Origin of the sequence: Alcaligenes sp. Me129 (assembly GCF_050487245.1) — a bacterium.
GTDB lineage: Bacteria > Pseudomonadota > Gammaproteobacteria > Burkholderiales > Burkholderiaceae_B > Alcaligenes > Alcaligenes phenolicus.
The window spans coordinates 44,473-60,838 of the sequence record NZ_JBKQGX010000002.1; the positions used below are offsets into that span (position 1 = coordinate 44,473).

Sequence of the window (16,366 nt, forward strand, 5' to 3'; positions counted from 1 at the left end):
AAAAAAACAGCAAGTTCAATAAGTGCGTGCCTGACGCACGGCTTGTTCCCAACTGAGCATCAGGTTTTGGGCTTCATCGCGCGACATGATGGGCTCGAAAACCCGGTCGCATTGCCATAGCGCCGCAATCTCAGGCAGACCTGAATACAGACCGCTGCCCAAGCCCGCCAGATAGGCGGCGCCCAGCGCGGTCGTCTCAATAGTAACGGGACGCACGACAGGCAGGCCCAACAAGTCTGCTTGAAATTGCATCAGAAGATTATTGGCGCAGGCCCCACCGTCCACACGCAGCTCGTGCAAGGCCGGGCCGCCGTTGGCCTGTACATCCCGATTCATGGCTTGCAGCACGGCGGCGCTTTGGTAGGCAATGCTGTCCAGAGCAGCGCGGGCGATGTGGGCCATGGTGGAGGCGCGTGTCAGGCCGGTAATGGTGCCGCGGGCTTGGGCATCCCAATAGGGGGCGCCCAGGCCGGTGAAGGCAGGGACCAGTCGTACGCCTTGTGCATCCGGCACGCTACGAGCCAGCTCTTCGACTTGCGCGCTATGTTCCAGTGCGCCCAGACCATCGCGCAGCCATTGGACCACCGCCCCCCCAATAAAGACGCTGCCTTCCAGCGCATAGGCGGGAGCATCGCCGTGATGGGCGGCGCTGGTTGCGATCAGGCCGTTATGGGATTGGGGGACTTGCGAGCCACAGTGCATCAACAGGAAGCAGCCTGTGCCATAGGTATTCTTGGCCATGCCGGGTGTTGTGCAAGCCTGGCCGAACAGGGCGCTTTGTTGGTCGCCCGCCACACCACAAATGGGAATGGGGCTACCCAGAATTTCGGGGCTGCAATGGCCAAACTCGGAGGCGGAGCTCTGTACCTGGGGCAAGACGCTGGCCGGGATGTTGAACAGGGCCAGCAATTCATCGTCCCATTGCTGGCTATGAATGTTGTAGAGCAGAGTGCGTGAGGCATTGCTGACATCGGTGGCATGGACTTGGCCGCCACTTAAATGCCAGATCAGCCAGCTATCAATGGTGCCGAAAGCCAGTTCACCACGCGCTGCACGTTCACGGGCGCCGGGTACGGAGTCCAGCAGCCAACGCAGCTTGGAGGCTGAAAAATAGGCATCAATAGGCAGGCCGGTCTTGCCGGTAATGGTGGCTTCGTGCCCTTGTTCGCGCAACTGGGCGCAGAAGTCCTCGGCGCGTCTGTCTTGCCAGACGATGGCCTTGTGCAGGGCCTGCCCGGTTTGCCGATCCCATAGCACTGTGGTTTCACGCTGATTGGTAATGCCAATGGCGTGTATGTCCTGAGGGCGCAGCCCTGCCTGCTCAATCGCTTGCCGGGCGGTTCGGAACTGGGTGTCCAGGATTTCCTGGGGATCATGCTCCACCCAGTCTGTACGCGGGTAGTATTGCTGAGTTTCCTGCTGCGCCTTGGCCAGAATGCGGCCGTCTGCCGCTACCACAAGGCTGCGCGAGCTGGAGGTTCCCTGATCAAGAGCAAGTATGAATGTCATGCGAATGAGGCAGTAAAAGCGGAGCAGACCACAGTGTACTGGCTCTGTGTGCTCTGTGTCCGGTCGCAGAAGGGGACTTGATACGCGAGCAAACAAGTTTCACTGGACGGTAAAAGTTCAGGGGCTAAAATCAGGGTAAATCCCGAGCCAGTCAGTGTTTTTTCGGGTGTCTGCTAATTTCAGGTCCAAAGCTCATCTTATGACTACATTAAGTTCCCCCTTATTGACCGACAGAGCCCAGATGCTGGGCGCCTTGGCGCGCACCACGCAGGTGGATATGGTCGTGGTGGGTGGCGGCGCTACCGGCTTGGGCGTGGCTCTGGACGCGGCCTTGCGGGGCTTGAGTGTGGTTGTGCTGGAAGCCTGGGACTTTGCCAAAGGCACGTCCTCGCGGGCGACCAAGCTGGTACACGGCGGGGTGCGATACCTGGCCCAGGGCAATGTCAGTCTGGTGCGTGAAGCCTTGCGCGAGCGTATGCATTTGCTCAGCAATGCGCCCCATCTGGCGCAGCGCCTGCCTTTTGTCATGCCCAGCTACAAGTGCTGGGAGACTCCGTTTTACGGGGTGGGCCTGATGGCCTATGACGGTTTGGCGGGGCGCGAGGGGTTGGGTCATACCCAATTTTTGAGTGCTTCCAAGATCCGGCAGCTTCTACCCGGTGCGCGGCAAAGTGGCCTGAAAGGTGGTGTGAAATATTGGGACGGCCAGTTTGATGATGCCCGTCTGGCCTTGGCCCTGGCCCGTACGGCGGCTCTGAATGGGGCCTTGCTCATTAATTACTGTCCGGTTGTGGATGTGATGCACAGCGAGGGCAAGGTCTGCGGGGTGCGCTGCCAGGACAAGGAAAGCGGTCAGACCTACGAGATCCAGAGCACATGCGTGGTCAATGCCACGGGCGTGTGGGTGGATCAGGTGCGACAACTGGATGCGCAGGAAGCCGGGCGTGAACTGCGCCCTATGGTTTCGCCCAGCCAGGGTGTGCACTTGGTGGTTGATCAGGAATTCCTGCCCGGTGAACACGCCTTGCTTGTGCCACGGACCAAGGATGGCCGGGTCTTGTTTGCCGTGCCTTGGTTGGGCAAGCTGATTTTGGGCACGACGGATACTCCCCGAGACGATATTCCGCTGGAGCCGCGCCCCTTGGCCCAGGAAGTGGATTTCATTCTGAAAGAGTCCGCGAATTATTTGCAAAAAGCGCCCACGGTGCAGGATGTGCGCAGTATCTGGGTGGGGCTGCGACCGTTGGTGCGCCCTGCAGCCGAGTCGGCCGCGGGGCAGACGCAATCCATCAGCCGGGAACATAGCATTACGGTTAGTGCGAATGGTTTGCTGACAGTCACTGGCGGCAAATGGACGACGTATCGTGCCATGGCCGAGGATGTGCTGGAACGCTGCCAGCAGTCCGGCTTGCTGAGGCCTTTGCCAGCCTGTCGGACTCAGGAGCAACGTTTGGTCGGTGCTTCTTATGTAGGTGACCGGCGTTCTCTGGGGCGTACAGCCGGTCTGGATGCGTATGGCAGCGAGGCCGATTGGGTGCAGACCTTGCCGGGAGCGGATCAGGAATTGGCGCCGGGCTTGAGTGTGGCTATGGTGCGCTTTGCTTGCCGCTTTGAATATGCCCGTACCGTTGAAGACATGCTGGCCCGTCGTTCGCGCCTTTTGTTCCTTGATGCGCGTCTGGCGCAATCACTTGCCCCAGCGGTGGCGGCAATTATGGAAGAAGAAACCGGGCGCTCGCCCGAGCTGGAGGCCTTTCTGGAACTGGCCGAGCAATACGCCACCGTGCCTACGCGTTAAACGTATGGCAATAAGAAAGGGCCCGTTCATTACGGGCCCTTTTGCTTTCTGCGCCCAATGAAATTGGGCCTGGTGAAAGATCAGGCCTGCTTTCTTTCAATGCCCGCGCTGGCTTGCCGATGAGTCAATCAAAGAAAGTGCGAGCTGTTTCAAAGCGTTTGGCGAAATAGGGATTGTCCAGTGAATCAATCCGCACGCGTCCACCACTGGAGGGAGCGTTGATGAATTGTTGCTTGCCTATATAGATGCCTACATGCGAGTTCGGGGTACCCAGCGTATTGAAAAACACCAGATCACCCGGGCGCAGCTGTGAACGGCTGACACGCCGGGCCGCGCTGGCCTGGTCGCCGGTGCGGCGTGGAATGGGGGAACTGGATTCCTGGCTGAATACATAGTGCACCAGGCCGCTGCAATCAAAGCCGGTAGACGGTTCGCGTCCGCCGTAGCGGTAAGGCGTATCCAGCAAGGTCAGGGCAGACAGGACTACGGCTGAGCGGCGTTGTTCATCCACACCAATGGGTTTGCCGGCGGGTAGGCGGGACGAGGGCGTGTGCGCACAAGCCGCCAGGATCAGTGTCAGGCACAAGGCAAACAGACGTTGCGTAAAAGCAGCAGGAACCATGGGCTGTTACAAAACGGATGTGGGGGCGGCGGGGAAAGCTGTCACCAGAAGATTATCCGATATTTCGACGCTTTTTAGGCAGCGCGTGAGATGGATCGTCGAAATATGCATTAATTAATGGCTAATGTATGCAACAAAACATAATTTTGATACAGACGCTTTGATCTTTGTCATGTTACATCTCGTTTATAACTACAACATTAAGTGAGCATCTGATAATATTCTGCTGTGTCTTGATACGTTTATTGCATATATTTGATGTTTTCCATGTTTTTAGGGCATTAAAAGAGGGTGTGTGTCGGAAACATCGAGAATGTAAAAATTATATTCATGCAATAGATTGCAAGGCATGATACATATTTATGTAACTTTATATATTTTAAATGTGTTTTGTTACAAGAAACTGGCTGATTAACAGATTTACAAGGATGGCTGACATGCCCGTATCGGAAAATTCGCTGCTGAATGATATTCAGGAAGTCAATTTGTCGTACTTGTTACTCGCGCAGCGCCTGCTGCGGGAGAATTTTTCGGCAGGTATGTTCCGTTTGGGCTTCGATACCGATGTGGCAGAGACCTTGTTGCGTCTGTCGCCGGCCCAATTGGTCAAGCTGGCCAGCTCCAGCTCGTTGATTTGCGGCTTTCGCTTCAATGACTACGACCTGCTCACCACCTTGACGCAGGATGTGCTGGGAGGGGTATTGCAGCAGGCCCACTCCACCATTCTTCTGTCACAGCGCGCGACGGCAGAACAAGCCGGTTAAACCGGCTGCGAACTTATTACATCAAGAACTATGGCTATAAAAAGCGTCGCCAAAGAAGCCCAGGAAATTGGGCTTGCTTCCGACATGATTGAGCTGGGGGCGCGTTTGCAGGTCCTGCAAGCAGAAACATCATTAAGCTACGACCGGCTGGCCCGTTTGTACCGTGAAGTCAAAGGCTGCTCGCCACCCAAAGGGATGCTGCCTTTTTCTGTCGACTGGTTCATGACCTGGCTGCCCAATATTCATTCCAGCCTGTTCTACAGCATTTACCAGTTCATGGCCGTGCATACGCCGTGCGATAAAAGCCGTGCACTGGTCGAGGCTTATCGCCTTTACCTGGAGCAATCGTCGGCCGGGCGTCTGGACGTGGGGCCGGATGAAGAGCCCGTGCTGAGTTTTACTCGTGCCTGGATGCTGCTGCGCTTTTTTGATAGCGGTTTGTTGCAGCTGTCCCAGTGCGAGCGCTGCAAGGGGGGCTTTGTGGCCCATGCGCACGATCCTGAATCAGGCTTTATTTGTGCCATTTGCCGTCCGCCACCACGGGCTGGCAAGACCCGTGCCAGCAAGGCACGCAGTACACCTAAATCTCCGGGCGGCAAAAGTCGAAAATCAGAGCCGGTCAAGGAGCCGCAAGCCAGGGTCACGGGGCACGTCAACGCACAGGTAGACGTGCCCATCTAGCAATAGCTTTTGTCGTCAGTGTGCAGCAAAGCCGGATAGATGCTGGTTTTTGATGTGGATCTGATAAGAATCTGAATGTGTCAAGGCAACTGGAAGCGTCGATCTAGGCTGGAAAAAGGCCATTAACGCGTCGTTTTAGCCCGGTTGCTTGCCGCCATCATTAGCAGCGTGTATTTGAAGAAGGCGTATCCGTGCTTATTATCCTTGGATATATCATTGTTTTCGTCTCCGTTTTCGGGAGCTTTGTGGGGCTGGGCGGGCACTTGGGTGCGCTATACCAGCCTTTTGAATTACTGCTGATTGGTGGCGCGGCCCTGGGGGCCTATTTTGCGTCCAACAGCGGCAAGTCCATCAAGCTGCTGGCCAAAGCGTTGCCGATTGCATTTCGCAGCAGCCCCTACAACAAGCAGTTGTACATGCAGTTGATGGGCATGTTGTCTGTGCTGCTGAACAAGGCTCGACGCGATGGCATGATGTCCATCGAAGCGGATATCGAAAACCCCGAACAAAGTCCCATCTTTGCTGATTACCCCAATGTGGTGAAAGATCCGGCTTTGATGAACTTTGTGTCCGACTACCTGCGTTTGATGATCAGCGGCAATATGAGCTCGTTTGAAATCGAAACGTTGATGGACCAGGACATTGAAACCCACCAGCACGAACGTAACGTGCCTGCACGTGCCTTGCGTGAGGTGGCTGACGCCTTGCCCGCTTTCGGGATTGTGGCGGCGGTGCTGGGTGTGGTGAAAGCGCTGGCCTCCGTAGACCAGCCGCCTGCCGTGCTGGCAGACCTGATTTCCAAGGCCATGGTTGGTACCTTCCTGGGTATCTTGCTGGCCTACGGCTTTGTCGCTCCCTTGGCCGCTACCATCGAACGCCGTACCTCGGATTCGGTCAAGGTGCTGGAGTGCATCAAGGTCACTTTGCTGGCTAATCTGAATGGTTACCCGCCCCAGCTTGCCGTGGAATTTGGCCGTAAAGTGCTGTTTTCCTCCGATCGCCCTTCGTTCCAGGAGCTGGAAGAGCATGTACGTCAGGCCCGCTCGGGTGCTGGTCGCAAAGCCTAAGCGGATGCGTTCATGAGCAATCATAAAGATCGCGTGGTCATCCGTCGCAAGAAGACGGCCCATGCCGAGCATCATGGTGGTAGCTGGAAAATTGCCTACGCTGACTTCATGACGGCGATGATGGCTTTTTTCCTGGTGATGTGGATTCTTTCCCTGGTTCCCAAGCAGGACTTGAAGGAAATTGCCGATTACTTCCGCATGCCCTTGATGGACGCCGTTTCGGGCGGCTATCAGGCCGACTATTCGCGCAGCGTCATTCCCGGTGGCCAGCCCAGCCTGGTTCCCAATCCCCATCCCGGCACGAACAGCAGCCAGGCGGCGGATGATCGCCAGGATGTGGAGCGTCTGGAAGATTTGAAATCGGCTCTGGAAGAACTGATCCGCATCGATCCCGTGCTGAAAGAGTTCCGTCCGCAACTACTGCTGGACATGACTCAGGACGGTTTGCGCATCCAGATTATCGACCGTCAAAGCCGCCCCATGTTTTCCACGGGTAGTGCACAGGTACAGATTTACATGCGGGCCATTTTGCGCTCGCTAAGCGCTCCCTTGAACGAGATGCCTAACCGGATTCTGATTTCCGGTCATACCGACTCGCTGCAGTATGCCAGTGGCGAGCGTTTGTACAGTAACTGGGAGCTGTCGGCCGACCGTGCCAATGCGGCTCGACAGGAGCTGGTGGCTGGTGGTCTGGCCGAGGCCAAGGTCAAGCAGGTCGTGGGTTTGGCCGATAGTGTCAGCCTGGTTAAAGATAACCCCGCCGCAGCCGTAAATCGACGTATCAGCCTGCTCGTGCTCAATAGCCGGGCCGAACGACGCATGGACGAGCAAGCCGCAAGCGGTTCGGAAGAGTTTGATTTGCGCGAAGCCATGCAGGAGACCGAGGGGCCAATCAGTATTCATATTCCCGGTCTGCCTGAAATGCCTTCTGCCTTGCCAGTGGTGCCCTAGGGCTTGTTAACAGGCCCAACGGCCCAGGTGTTTGGGCTGTGCTTTTTGTTTTGTTGTTCTAAGCCATAACCAGGAAGGAAGTGTTCATGAGCTCCGGCGTAGATCTGAGTCAGTTTTACGAAACCTTTTTCGATGAAGCCGATGAGTTGCTGGCGGACATGGAGCGCTTGCTGCTGGAGCTGGATCTGGACGAGCCTGATCGCGATCAGCTCAATGCCATCTTCCGGGCCGCGCACTCGATCAAGGGCGGTGCAGGCACGTTTGGTTGCTTCGGTCAGCTGGCTGAAACTACCCACTTACTCGAAAATCTGCTCGATCTGGTCCGTAATGGCGAGATGCAATTGCGCAAGGACATGATTGACCTCTTTCTGGAAACCAAGGACGTGCTAACCGGACAAGTCAATGCCTACCGCGAGGAACAGGAGCCTGACGAGGAAGCCTATACCCGTATCTGCGCGCAATTGAGGCAACTGGCCCTGGAGCAAAAGGGCATTCTGGCAACGGACGCCAAAGGAACCGAAGCGATTCTGCAAGCCGAAGCGGAACCCGAGCCGGAACCGGCCGCCAATACGGATGGCTTGCCACTGTGGGTGTCCATGGGACCGGTATCGGATAAAGATGCTGAGGCGCTGCAACAAGAAATGGAGTTGATGGGCACCATCGTCCATCAAACCCGTGAAGGCGATCGCCTGGATATCTGGGTGGAAACCACAGGTTCAGCGGACGACATACTGGCCGTTTGCTGCTTTATTCTGAATGCCGATCAGGTGTCGGTAAAACCGGCTGCTGCTCCTGGGCAAGCGGCGGCTCCAGCATCCGCGGCTGCTTCTGCTCCTGCCGCCGCCGTGGTTGTCGAACCCGCCGCTGTCGCTCCGGCCGCTCCAGCACCAGCCCCTGTTGCGGCTGAACCTGAAAAAACCGAAACGCCTGCTCCTGCTGCTGCCCCTAAAGCTGCCGACAAACCCGCCAAGGCCGCGGCTCCCAAAGAGTCCGGCACGATCCGTGTGGGCGTGGAAAAAGTCGACCAGATCATCAATCTGGTGGGTGAGTTGGTGATTACACAAGCCATGCTGGTGCAAACTGCCTCGACGCTGGACCCGGTCGTGCATGATCGCCTGTTAAATGGCATCGAACAGTTGGAGCGCAATGCGCGCGACCTGCAAGAGTCCGTGATGTCCATTCGCATGATGCCGATGGATTACGTGTTCAGCCGCTTTCCGCGTGTGGTGCGTGAAAGCGCGGCCCGCATGAACAAGAAGATTCGTCTGGTCACCAAAGGGCAGGCCACCGAGCTGGACAAGAGCCTGATCGAACGCATTATTGATCCGCTCACGCACCTGGTGCGCAACAGTATCGATCACGGCATTGAAATGCCCGAGGATCGTCTGGCTGCGGGCAAGGAAGAAGAGGGTGTGCTGACCTTGTCGGCCCAGCACCAGGGTGGCCACATCATCATTGAAGTGGTGGATGATGGTGCCGGCCTGAACCGCGAACGTATTCTGAAGAAAGCCATGTCTTCGGGTCTGCCGGTCACCGAGACCATGCCGGACGACGAAGTGTGGCAACTGATTTTTGCCCCCGGCTTTTCCACCGCCGACAAAGTCACGGAAATTTCCGGACGTGGCGTGGGCATGGACGTGGTGCGACGCAATATCCAAAGCATGGGCGGCCATGTGCAGCTGTACTCGCGTGCAGGCAAGGGAACGACCACCCGTATTGTTTTGCCGCTGACGCTGGCGATTCTGGACGGCATGTCGGTCCAGGTGGGCAATGAGGTGTTCATCCTGCCGCTGGCTCACGTAACCGAATCCATGCAGCCCACTGAAGAACAGTTGCGCAGCGTCACCGATACCGATCACGTCATGTTTGTACGTGGCGAGTATCTGCCCCTGATTTCCCTGCGTGACATCTTTTCGGTTGAAGGGGCCGAGACCGATGTGACTCGTGCGATTGCCGTTATCTTGCAGGCCGAAGACATGCGCTTTGCCTTGCTGGTCGATCACCTGATTGGTCAGCATCAAGTCGTGGTCAAGAACCTGGAAGCCAATTATCGAAAAATTCCGGGTATTTCTGCTGCCACCATTTTGGGCGATGGCAGCGTAGCCCTGATTGTTGATGTTTTTGCCTTGCAACGTCTGGCGCGGGACCCCGCCTCGACGTGGGCCTGATTATTCGGAGATCTTTATGTCCAACGACTTTACTTCCCACTCCGAAGCTGCCGAGGCTGGCGGCAAGGAGTATCTGGTATTTACTCTGGGCGACCAGGAATACGGCATCGATATTCTGAAAGTTCAGGAGATCCGGGGCTACGACTCCCAGACCGTCACTCGTATCGCCAACGTGCCCAATTTCATCAAGGGCGTTACCAATCTGCGTGGCGTGATTGTTCCTATCGCAGACTTGCGGGTGCGTTTCAACATGGAACGGGTGGAGTACGACCACCAGACCGTCGTGGTGATTCTGAACTTGCACGACCGCGTAGTGGGTGTGGTGGTGGATGGTGTCTCGGATGTACTGGTGCTGCAATCGTCCCAGATCAGCGCTGCCCCCAGCTTCGGCACCGCCTTCTCGACCGAGTACCTGACCGGTATCGGTACGCTGGGCGAACGTATGCTGATTTTGGTGGATATTGAAAAACTGATGACCAGTGAAGAGATGGCTCTGGTTGACAGCGCAGTGGCCTGATCGCCCGAGTCTGCAAAGACTTGCCAGGCGGGGACTTGTTTAACGGGTCCTTCAAGGAATGTTCGGGCCGGGGGAGGCGTCACAAGCGCCTCTGATGTTCGGATCTACTCTAGACAAGGTGCTTGCAATGCTGGATGGATTACGTTTAGCCAATCTGAAGGTGCGGACCAGTCTGATTCTGGTACTGGTGTTTTTTTTAGCAATGCTGGTGGCAGGCGCCGCTCTGGGGATTTTGTCCTTGCGCGCCAATAACGGTGCGCTGCAAAGCATCGTGGTCAATCAGCGTGTAGGCTCGGCCATGTATCAGGCCATCGAGCGCTACAAAGAGACTCAAACCCTGATTGGACGAGCGGCCATCAGCTATGTGGTCAGCAATGATCTGCAAAACCAGGACTTGATGGCCGAGTGGAGCGATGTGGCTCCCAAAACCTCGGCGATCAGCTCGGCAACCCGGGATGCCCTGGATGCCACGCGCAAGCAGTTTGAACTGGCCCAGGAAGCCTTCTTTGAATACCAGGGTGTTGCCACCCAGCTGGAAGGCACCAACGATTACTACCAGCGTGTCGATGCGGCGTTCATGTCCCTGATGCAAGGTGGCGTGCTGCCCTTGATCGCCTATCTGGAGCAAGGTGATATTGCGGGTTTCCGCAGCTATGTGGCGACTACCACCAAGTTCCTGGAAGAGGATCTGTACAGCGCCTTGAACACCTTGCAGGAAGCTCAGCAGCGTTCTATCGACTCGCAATACCAGAAAGAAAACGACCAGTACAACATGGTGATCCGCCTGGTGGGTCTGGCCATGGTGCTTTGTCTGTTTATCTCCTTGGCCGTGTATGTGTTCTTGAATCGCATGGTGTTGCGCCCCTTGCGTCAGGCCGGTGCGCACTTTGATCGCATCGCCAGCGGGGATCTGACCCAGCGCGTGGAAGTGAAGTCCACCAATGAAATTGGTGTGCTGTATGACGCCGTGCGTCGCATGCAGGGCAGCTTGCAGTCCATGGTGCAGACCGTGCGCCAGGGCGTGGAAGAGATCACTTTTGGCTCGCATGAAATCTATGTGGGCAATACGGACTTGAGCAGTCGCACGGAAGAGCAGGCCGCCTCCTTGCAGCAGACTGCGGCCAGCATGGAGCAGTTGGCCAGTACGGTTCGTCAGAACTCGGACAATGCCCAGCAAGCGGATCAGGTTGCCAAGAATGCTTCCGAAGTGGCTCTGCGCGGTGGCCAGGCGGTCTCTACCGTGGTGCAAACCATGGAAGACTTGTCGGCCAGTTCGGGACAGATTGCCCAGATCGTGAACGTGATCGACGGCATTGCCTTCCAGACCAATATTCTGGCCTTGAACGCCGCGGTGGAAGCCGCCCGTGCAGGCGAGCAGGGCAAGGGCTTTGCGGTGGTGGCCGGTGAAGTACGCAGTCTGGCCCAGCGCAGTGCGCAAGCGGCGCGTGAGATCAAGGGCTTGATCGAGCAGTCGCTGGCCAAAGTGAAAGAAGGGACTCGACAGGTGGATGAGGCGGGCAAGGTGGTCATGGAAGTGGTCAGCTCGGTACAGAGCGTAACGACCATCATGGCGGAAATCTCCTCGGCTTCAAACGAGCAGTCCGAAGGAATTGAGCAGGTGAACCGGGCGGTTGCGCAAATGGATGTGGTTGTGCAGCAGAACGCGGCCCTGGTCGAGCAGGCTACCGCTGCGGCGGGCTCCTTGCAGGATCAGGCAACCCGTTTGTCCGATGCGGTGTCGGCGTTCAAAGTCAGTGCGCAAGACATTATTGATGATCCGTTTGAAGCGCCCGAGCCGGAACGATTACGTTCTACCGAGCGTCTGTCGGCGGGGCCTTTTAGCGGGACCTTGGCCAGCCTGTAGTTATATGAGCACATCTGTGGAACCTTTTGTTTATACATTGCCCTCGATCCCGCAAGCCTCGAGGGCCGACTGTGAGCGAGCCGCGCGCTTGCTCAAGTCGTATGCGGGCATCATCTTAGGTACCCACAAAGAAGATATGGTGGCCCGCACGCTGGGTATGCGCAGTCAGAACGCGGGCATGCGCGAGGTACGCCAGTACCTGGATATTCTGGAACAGGATACGCATAGCCAGGAGTGGCAGGACTTCGTCAACGCTTTCACCATCAATCACACCGCGTTTTTTCGGGAGCAGCATCACTTCGATATTCTGGGCAAGTTTGTCAGTACACGCGGCAAACCCCTGGATATCTGGTGCAGCGCCGCCTCTACGGGCGAGGAAGCGTATTCCATTGCCATGACGGTGCGCGAACACTGCCCTTCACCGGATGTGAACGTATCCATTCTGGCTAGCGATATTGACTCGGCAGCTTTGGACAAGGCCCGTCAGGGCGTGTATACCCTGGAGCGCATTCAGCCCGTGCCCGATTTGTGGCTGCCGCGTTACTTTCAGCGTGGCGTGGGCGCTCGCAAGGGGCTGGCACGCGTCAAGCCCGTGTTGCGCAATATGGTGGAGTTCGAGGAGTTCAATCTGGTGGGGCCGGCCTGGCCGTCTTCCAGCCGTTTTGATGTGATCTTCTGTAGAAACACCATGATTTATTTTGACCGGGACGATCAGACACGCATCCTGGAGCGATTCGCCGCCGTCACCAAGCCTGGCGGACTGCTGTTTGTGGGGCATTCCGAGAACTTCTCCTATCTGACCAAGGCCTTTCGTTTGCTGGGTCAGACGGTGTATGTCCGGAACTAGGGCCCATTAGTTTCACCCCGCCCCAAGCTCTGTTGGCGTTTGAAATCGGGATTATGAGTAGCATGAAGAAAATTCGAGTTTTGTGTGTAGACGATTCCGCCCTGGTGCGCAGCCTGATGGTGGAAATTATCAACAGTCATGCGGATATGGAAGTGGTGGCCGTGGCCCCCGATCCGCTGGTGGCGCGCGAGCTGATCAAAGAACACAATCCGGATGTGCTGACGCTGGACGTCGAGATGCCGCGCATGGACGGGCTGGACTTTCTGGAGCGACTGATGCGCTTGCGTCCCATGCCCGTGGTGATGGTGTCCTCGCTGACCGAGCGCAATTCGGACGTGACCTTGCGTGCCCTGGAGCTGGGCGCGGTGGACTTTGTGACCAAACCCAAGCTGGGCCTGCGGGATGGCTTGCTGGATTACTCGGATTTGATCGCCGACAAGATCCGCGCCGCGTCCATTGCCCGTCCGCGTCGTGCGACCCCGGCCCCGGCAGGGTCCGCTCCGGCTCGTCGCCTGACGCACAACTTTTCGACCACTGAAAAACTGATCATGATCGGTGCATCCACTGGCGGCACCGAGGCCATTCGCCAGGTGCTGGAGCCTTTGCCGGCCAATTGTCCGGCCATCATGATTACCCAACATATGCCAGCCGGTTTCACACGCTCGTTCGTGAACCGTCTGGATGGTCTGTGTTCCATGCAGGTGCACGAGGCCGAAGATGGTCAGCGCGTGTTGCCCGGCCATGTGTATCTGGCTCCCGGTGGCGTGGCGCACATGAAGCTGGCCCGCTCGGGTGCCAACTATGTGGTCAAGCTGGTGGACAGTGAACCTGTCAACCGCCACCGGCCCTCGGTTGATGTGCTGTTTCACTCTGCCGCCGAGCTGGCCGGACGCAATGCCGTGGGTGTCATTCTGACCGGCATGGGCAAGGACGGCGCGCAAGGTTTGCTGGCCATGAAACAGGCCGGTGCCATGACTTTTGCCCAGGACGAAGCCACCAGCGTGGTCTTTGGCATGCCGCGTGAAGCCCTGCAAATTGGCGCGGCGGACATCGCCTTGCCCCTGGGGCAGATCAGCGAACGAATTCTGGCCAGTGTGGGGGCCTTTGGGCACCGTGTATAAACGGTCCTGAACGCACTGGCATGCTACTCATTTGGAGAATGTAAATGGTACAAAAAAATATAAAAATTCTCGTCGTCGATGACTTTCCCACCATGCGCCGGATCATCAAGAACCTGCTCAAGGATCTGGGATACGAGAATGTAGACGAAGCAGAAGATGGTCAGATGGGCCTGGAAAAACTGCGCAACGGCAATTTCGAGTTTGTGGTCTCTGACTGGAATATGCCGAATCTGGATGGGCTGGAAATGCTCAAGCAGATTCGTGCCGATGCCAACCTGTCCTCTTTGCCTGTGCTGATGGTGACCGCCGAAGCCAAGAAAGAGAACATTATTGCCGCCGCCCAGGCGGGCGCCAATGGCTACGTCGTCAAACCCTTTACCGCCGCAACTCTGGAAGAGAAGCTGAACAAGATCTTCGAGAAAATGGCCGGTTAATACGGAGTACGTCATGGATCCACAGCAAACACCGAATCATCCCGACCCCCAAAGCGTACCGGTTGATCTGGTCTACCGCATCGCCAATCTGACCCGCCTGCTGCGGGAAAGCATGCGCGAACTGGGTCTGGATCAGGCCATTAAAGATGCCGCGCACGCGATTCCGGATGCCCGTGATCGTCTGCACTATGTGGCTCGCATGACTGAGCAGGCCGCCAACCGGGTACTGAACGCGGCCGAGCAGGTGCGTCCTTTGCAGGAGTCCTTGCAAGAGGATGCCCAGGCCCTGGATGCCGAATGGGAACAGTGGTTTGAACAGCCTCTGGACCAGGACCAGGCCCGCGAACTGGTCAAGCGTACCCGCGGCTTCTTGCGCGATGTGCCCGTCAAGGCCCAGCAGACGCAGGACAATCTGCTGGAAATCATCATGGCCCAGGACTTTCAGGATCTGACCGGGCAGGTGATCACGCGCATGCTGGGTGTGGTTGGCACCATCGAGACCGAACTGGTCCAGGTGCTGGTCGATAATGTCCCCACAGAAAAACGCGAAGAAACTCAAAGCCTTATCAACGGCCCGGTGGTCTCGCCGGTAGCCTCGGAAGTGGTCACCAGCCAGGACCAGGTAGACGACTTGCTGGCGAATCTGGGCTTTTAATCCTCACCCAAATTCGATCATCGCGTTCGCTTCAGAAAGGCGCTGCACCTTGCAGCGCCTTTTTGCTTGTGGGGAACAGCCTGCTTTTATCGGGCTTTCTCCGCGCTATCAGAGCCGCGGTGCTCTTTTAGAATGACCCCGCGGCCTGCAGTGCGAACGCGACATTCGTGCTGGGCGCGTGATTCATTCTTTCAATTCCTGCGTCTTGGCAGTCCATGGCAGAAGACAGCGATCTCGAAAAAACGGAACCGGCCTCACCCCGGCGCCTGGAAAAGGCGCGGGAAGAAGGGCAGGTGGCGCGTTCCAGAGAGCTGACGACATTCCTGATGCTGCTGGCCGGGATTGGCGGAATCTGGGCCGGGGCCAGCTATTTGTACGAGACTTTTGGCGGCATTGTGCGTCGCAGCGTCTGGTTTGATCCGCGCGTAGCGCACGATCCCAGCGCCATGGTTGTGCAGGCGGCCGGTCTGGCAGGCGAAGCATTAAAAGGTCTGGCACCGCTGTTCCTGCTGCTGGTTGTGGTCGCGATCTTTGCCTCGATCGCGCTGGGCGGCATGAGCTTTAGCGGCAAGGCCTTGCAGCCCAAGTTCGAGCGCATGAATCCGGCCAAGGGCATCAAGCGCATGTTTTCCATGCAGACCGTGATCGAGCTGATCAAGACCCTGGCCAAAGCCGGTCTGGTGGGTTCGGTGGCGGTGTATGTGATCTGGACCGAGCGCGAGCAGATGACGGCCTTGATGTATGTGCATCCCACGGCGGCCATTGCCACGGGGATGACACTGATCATCAAGTGTTGTGCCCTGATCGCCGCCAGCTTGCTGGTGATTGTCTTGATTGATGCGCCCTGGCAGTTGTGGAGCTTTTACAAAAAGCTGCGCATGTCGCGCCAGGATGTGAAAGAAGAACATAAGGAAAGCGAGGGTGACCCGCATGTGAAAGGGCGCATCCGGCAGCAGCAACGGTCCATGGCCCGTTCGCGCATGATGTCCCAGGTGCCGGGGGCCGATGTGGTGGTTACCAACCCTACGCATTATGCGGTGGCCTTGAAGTATCAGGACGGCAAGGGCGGTGCCCCCCGTGTGGTTGCCAAAGGCACGGGGCTGATTGCTGCCAAGATTCGCGGGCTGGCCGCCGAGCATAAGGTGGCCATGCTGGAGGCGCCAGCGCTGGCACGGGCCTTGTACTTCAACGTGGAGCTGGAGCGCGAGATTCCTGTGGACTTGTACTCGGCCGTGGCCGAAGTGCTGGCCTGGGTTTATCAGCTTCGTAACTGGAACAAGGGGCAGGGCGAGCGCCCGATCATGCCCACCCGATTGAAAGTGCCAACTGGCATGGATGAAGGTCCACTGCGTTCGCGCAAACATTAAA

Annotated in this window: 15 protein-coding genes; 13 read left to right on the forward strand and 2 right to left on the reverse strand. The window is 57.2% G+C overall.

All coding sequences use genetic code 11. From position 1 onward, the window contains the following. Positions 1-15: 15 nt before the first annotated feature. Complete coding sequence (glpK, locus tag ACLPGZ_RS02215) at positions 16-1,509, reverse strand: glycerol kinase GlpK (RefSeq protein ID WP_239055284.1); 1,494 nt, start codon at positions 1,507-1,509, stop codon at positions 16-18. A gap of 199 nt (positions 1,510-1,708) precedes the next feature. Here glpK and ACLPGZ_RS02220 point away from each other — a divergent pair, with 199 nt between their 5' ends. Next, the gene (locus tag ACLPGZ_RS02220; RefSeq protein ID WP_060186842.1) at positions 1,709-3,307 is read left to right on the forward strand and encodes a glycerol-3-phosphate dehydrogenase/oxidase; all 1,599 of its coding nucleotides are present in this window, start codon (positions 1,709-1,711) and stop codon (positions 3,305-3,307) included. Between the two features lie 124 nt (positions 3,308-3,431). Here the strand turns inward: ACLPGZ_RS02220 and ACLPGZ_RS02225 are convergent, their stop codons facing one another. After that, positions 3,432-3,929 carry a C40 family peptidase gene (locus tag ACLPGZ_RS02225; protein ID WP_009455189.1) on the reverse strand — a complete coding sequence of 166 codons (498 nt, stop codon included), beginning with the start codon at positions 3,927-3,929 and terminating at the stop codon, positions 3,432-3,434. Positions 3,930-4,366: 437 nt separating this feature from the next. Here ACLPGZ_RS02225 and flhD point away from each other — a divergent pair, with 437 nt between their 5' ends. The 12 genes from flhD to flhB all read left to right on the forward strand — a co-directional run bounded on the left by flhD (position 4,367) and on the right by flhB (position 16,365). After that, on the forward strand, positions 4,367-4,693 hold the full coding sequence (flhD, locus tag ACLPGZ_RS02230; RefSeq protein WP_009455187.1) for a flagellar transcriptional regulator FlhD: 327 nt from the start codon (positions 4,367-4,369) through the stop codon (positions 4,691-4,693). 30 nt (positions 4,694-4,723) lie between these two features. Further along, on the forward strand, positions 4,724-5,374 hold the full coding sequence (gene flhC, locus ACLPGZ_RS02235) for a flagellar transcriptional regulator FlhC (RefSeq protein WP_035269018.1): 651 nt from the start codon (positions 4,724-4,726) through the stop codon (positions 5,372-5,374). A gap of 191 nt (positions 5,375-5,565) precedes the next feature. After that, positions 5,566-6,441 carry a flagellar motor stator protein MotA gene (motA, locus tag ACLPGZ_RS02240; protein ID WP_026484570.1) on the forward strand — a complete coding sequence of 292 codons (876 nt, stop codon included), beginning with the start codon at positions 5,566-5,568 and terminating at the stop codon, positions 6,439-6,441. Between the two features lie 12 nt (positions 6,442-6,453). Next, positions 6,454-7,392, forward strand: coding sequence for a flagellar motor protein MotB (gene motB / locus ACLPGZ_RS02245; RefSeq protein ID WP_009455181.1), 939 nt, complete (start codon positions 6,454-6,456; stop codon positions 7,390-7,392). A gap of 86 nt (positions 7,393-7,478) precedes the next feature. Then, positions 7,479-9,560, forward strand: coding sequence for a chemotaxis protein CheA (gene cheA, locus ACLPGZ_RS02250; RefSeq protein WP_035269025.1), 2,082 nt, complete (start codon positions 7,479-7,481; stop codon positions 9,558-9,560). A 16-nt stretch (positions 9,561-9,576) separates the two neighbouring features. Continuing rightward, on the forward strand, positions 9,577-10,077 hold the full coding sequence (locus tag ACLPGZ_RS02255; protein ID WP_009455177.1) for a chemotaxis protein CheW: 501 nt from the start codon (positions 9,577-9,579) through the stop codon (positions 10,075-10,077). Between the two features lie 127 nt (positions 10,078-10,204). Further along, the gene (locus ACLPGZ_RS02260; protein ID WP_035269028.1) at positions 10,205-11,941 is read left to right on the forward strand and encodes a methyl-accepting chemotaxis protein; all 1,737 of its coding nucleotides are present in this window, start codon (positions 10,205-10,207) and stop codon (positions 11,939-11,941) included. 4 nt (positions 11,942-11,945) lie between these two features. Next, positions 11,946-12,788: a CheR family methyltransferase gene (locus ACLPGZ_RS02265; protein WP_026484567.1), complete on the forward strand. Its 843-nt coding sequence runs from the start codon at positions 11,946-11,948 to the stop codon at positions 12,786-12,788. A gap of 62 nt (positions 12,789-12,850) precedes the next feature. Then, positions 12,851-13,909, forward strand: coding sequence for a protein-glutamate methylesterase/protein-glutamine glutaminase (locus ACLPGZ_RS02270; RefSeq protein WP_021446831.1), 1,059 nt, complete (start codon positions 12,851-12,853; stop codon positions 13,907-13,909). Positions 13,910-13,953: 44 nt separating this feature from the next. Beyond that, positions 13,954-14,343 carry a chemotaxis response regulator CheY gene (gene cheY / locus ACLPGZ_RS02275; RefSeq protein ID WP_009458133.1) on the forward strand — a complete coding sequence of 130 codons (390 nt, stop codon included), beginning with the start codon at positions 13,954-13,956 and terminating at the stop codon, positions 14,341-14,343. A 13-nt stretch (positions 14,344-14,356) separates the two neighbouring features. Continuing rightward, positions 14,357-14,998, forward strand: coding sequence for a protein phosphatase CheZ (cheZ, locus tag ACLPGZ_RS02280; protein WP_021446830.1), 642 nt, complete (start codon positions 14,357-14,359; stop codon positions 14,996-14,998). A 215-nt stretch (positions 14,999-15,213) separates the two neighbouring features. Continuing rightward, entirely contained in the window at positions 15,214-16,365 is a 1,152-nt protein-coding gene (flhB, locus tag ACLPGZ_RS02285; protein WP_021446829.1) for a flagellar biosynthesis protein FlhB, read from the forward strand. Position 16,366 lies beyond the last annotated feature (1 nt).

What these genes read in the sequence shown, in the direction of transcription:
- ACLPGZ_RS02225 (WP_009455189.1), bottom strand. Translation starts at nt 3,929, where the DNA reads ATGGTTCCTGCTGCTTTTACGCAACGTCTGTTTGCCTTGTGCCTGACA.
- cheA (WP_035269025.1), top strand. Translation starts at nt 7,479, where the DNA reads ATGAGCTCCGGCGTAGATCTGAGTCAGTTTTACGAAACCTTTTTCGAT.
- flhC (WP_035269018.1), top strand. Translation starts at nt 4,724, where the DNA reads ATGGCTATAAAAAGCGTCGCCAAAGAAGCCCAGGAAATTGGGCTTGCT.
- glpK (WP_239055284.1), bottom strand. Translation starts at nt 1,509, where the DNA reads ATGACATTCATACTTGCTCTTGATCAGGGAACCTCCAGCTCGCGCAGC.
- ACLPGZ_RS02270 (WP_021446831.1), top strand. Translation starts at nt 12,851, where the DNA reads ATGAAGAAAATTCGAGTTTTGTGTGTAGACGATTCCGCCCTGGTGCGC.
- ACLPGZ_RS02255 (WP_009455177.1), top strand. Translation starts at nt 9,577, where the DNA reads ATGTCCAACGACTTTACTTCCCACTCCGAAGCTGCCGAGGCTGGCGGC.
- ACLPGZ_RS02220 (WP_060186842.1), top strand. Translation starts at nt 1,709, where the DNA reads ATGACTACATTAAGTTCCCCCTTATTGACCGACAGAGCCCAGATGCTG.
- ACLPGZ_RS02265 (WP_026484567.1), top strand. Translation starts at nt 11,946, where the DNA reads ATGAGCACATCTGTGGAACCTTTTGTTTATACATTGCCCTCGATCCCG.
- cheZ (WP_021446830.1), top strand. Translation starts at nt 14,357, where the DNA reads ATGGATCCACAGCAAACACCGAATCATCCCGACCCCCAAAGCGTACCG.
- cheY (WP_009458133.1), top strand. Translation starts at nt 13,954, where the DNA reads ATGGTACAAAAAAATATAAAAATTCTCGTCGTCGATGACTTTCCCACC.
- ACLPGZ_RS02260 (WP_035269028.1), top strand. Translation starts at nt 10,205, where the DNA reads ATGCTGGATGGATTACGTTTAGCCAATCTGAAGGTGCGGACCAGTCTG.
- flhD (WP_009455187.1), top strand. Translation starts at nt 4,367, where the DNA reads ATGCCCGTATCGGAAAATTCGCTGCTGAATGATATTCAGGAAGTCAAT.
- flhB (WP_021446829.1), top strand. Translation starts at nt 15,214, where the DNA reads ATGGCAGAAGACAGCGATCTCGAAAAAACGGAACCGGCCTCACCCCGG.
- motB (WP_009455181.1), top strand. Translation starts at nt 6,454, where the DNA reads ATGAGCAATCATAAAGATCGCGTGGTCATCCGTCGCAAGAAGACGGCC.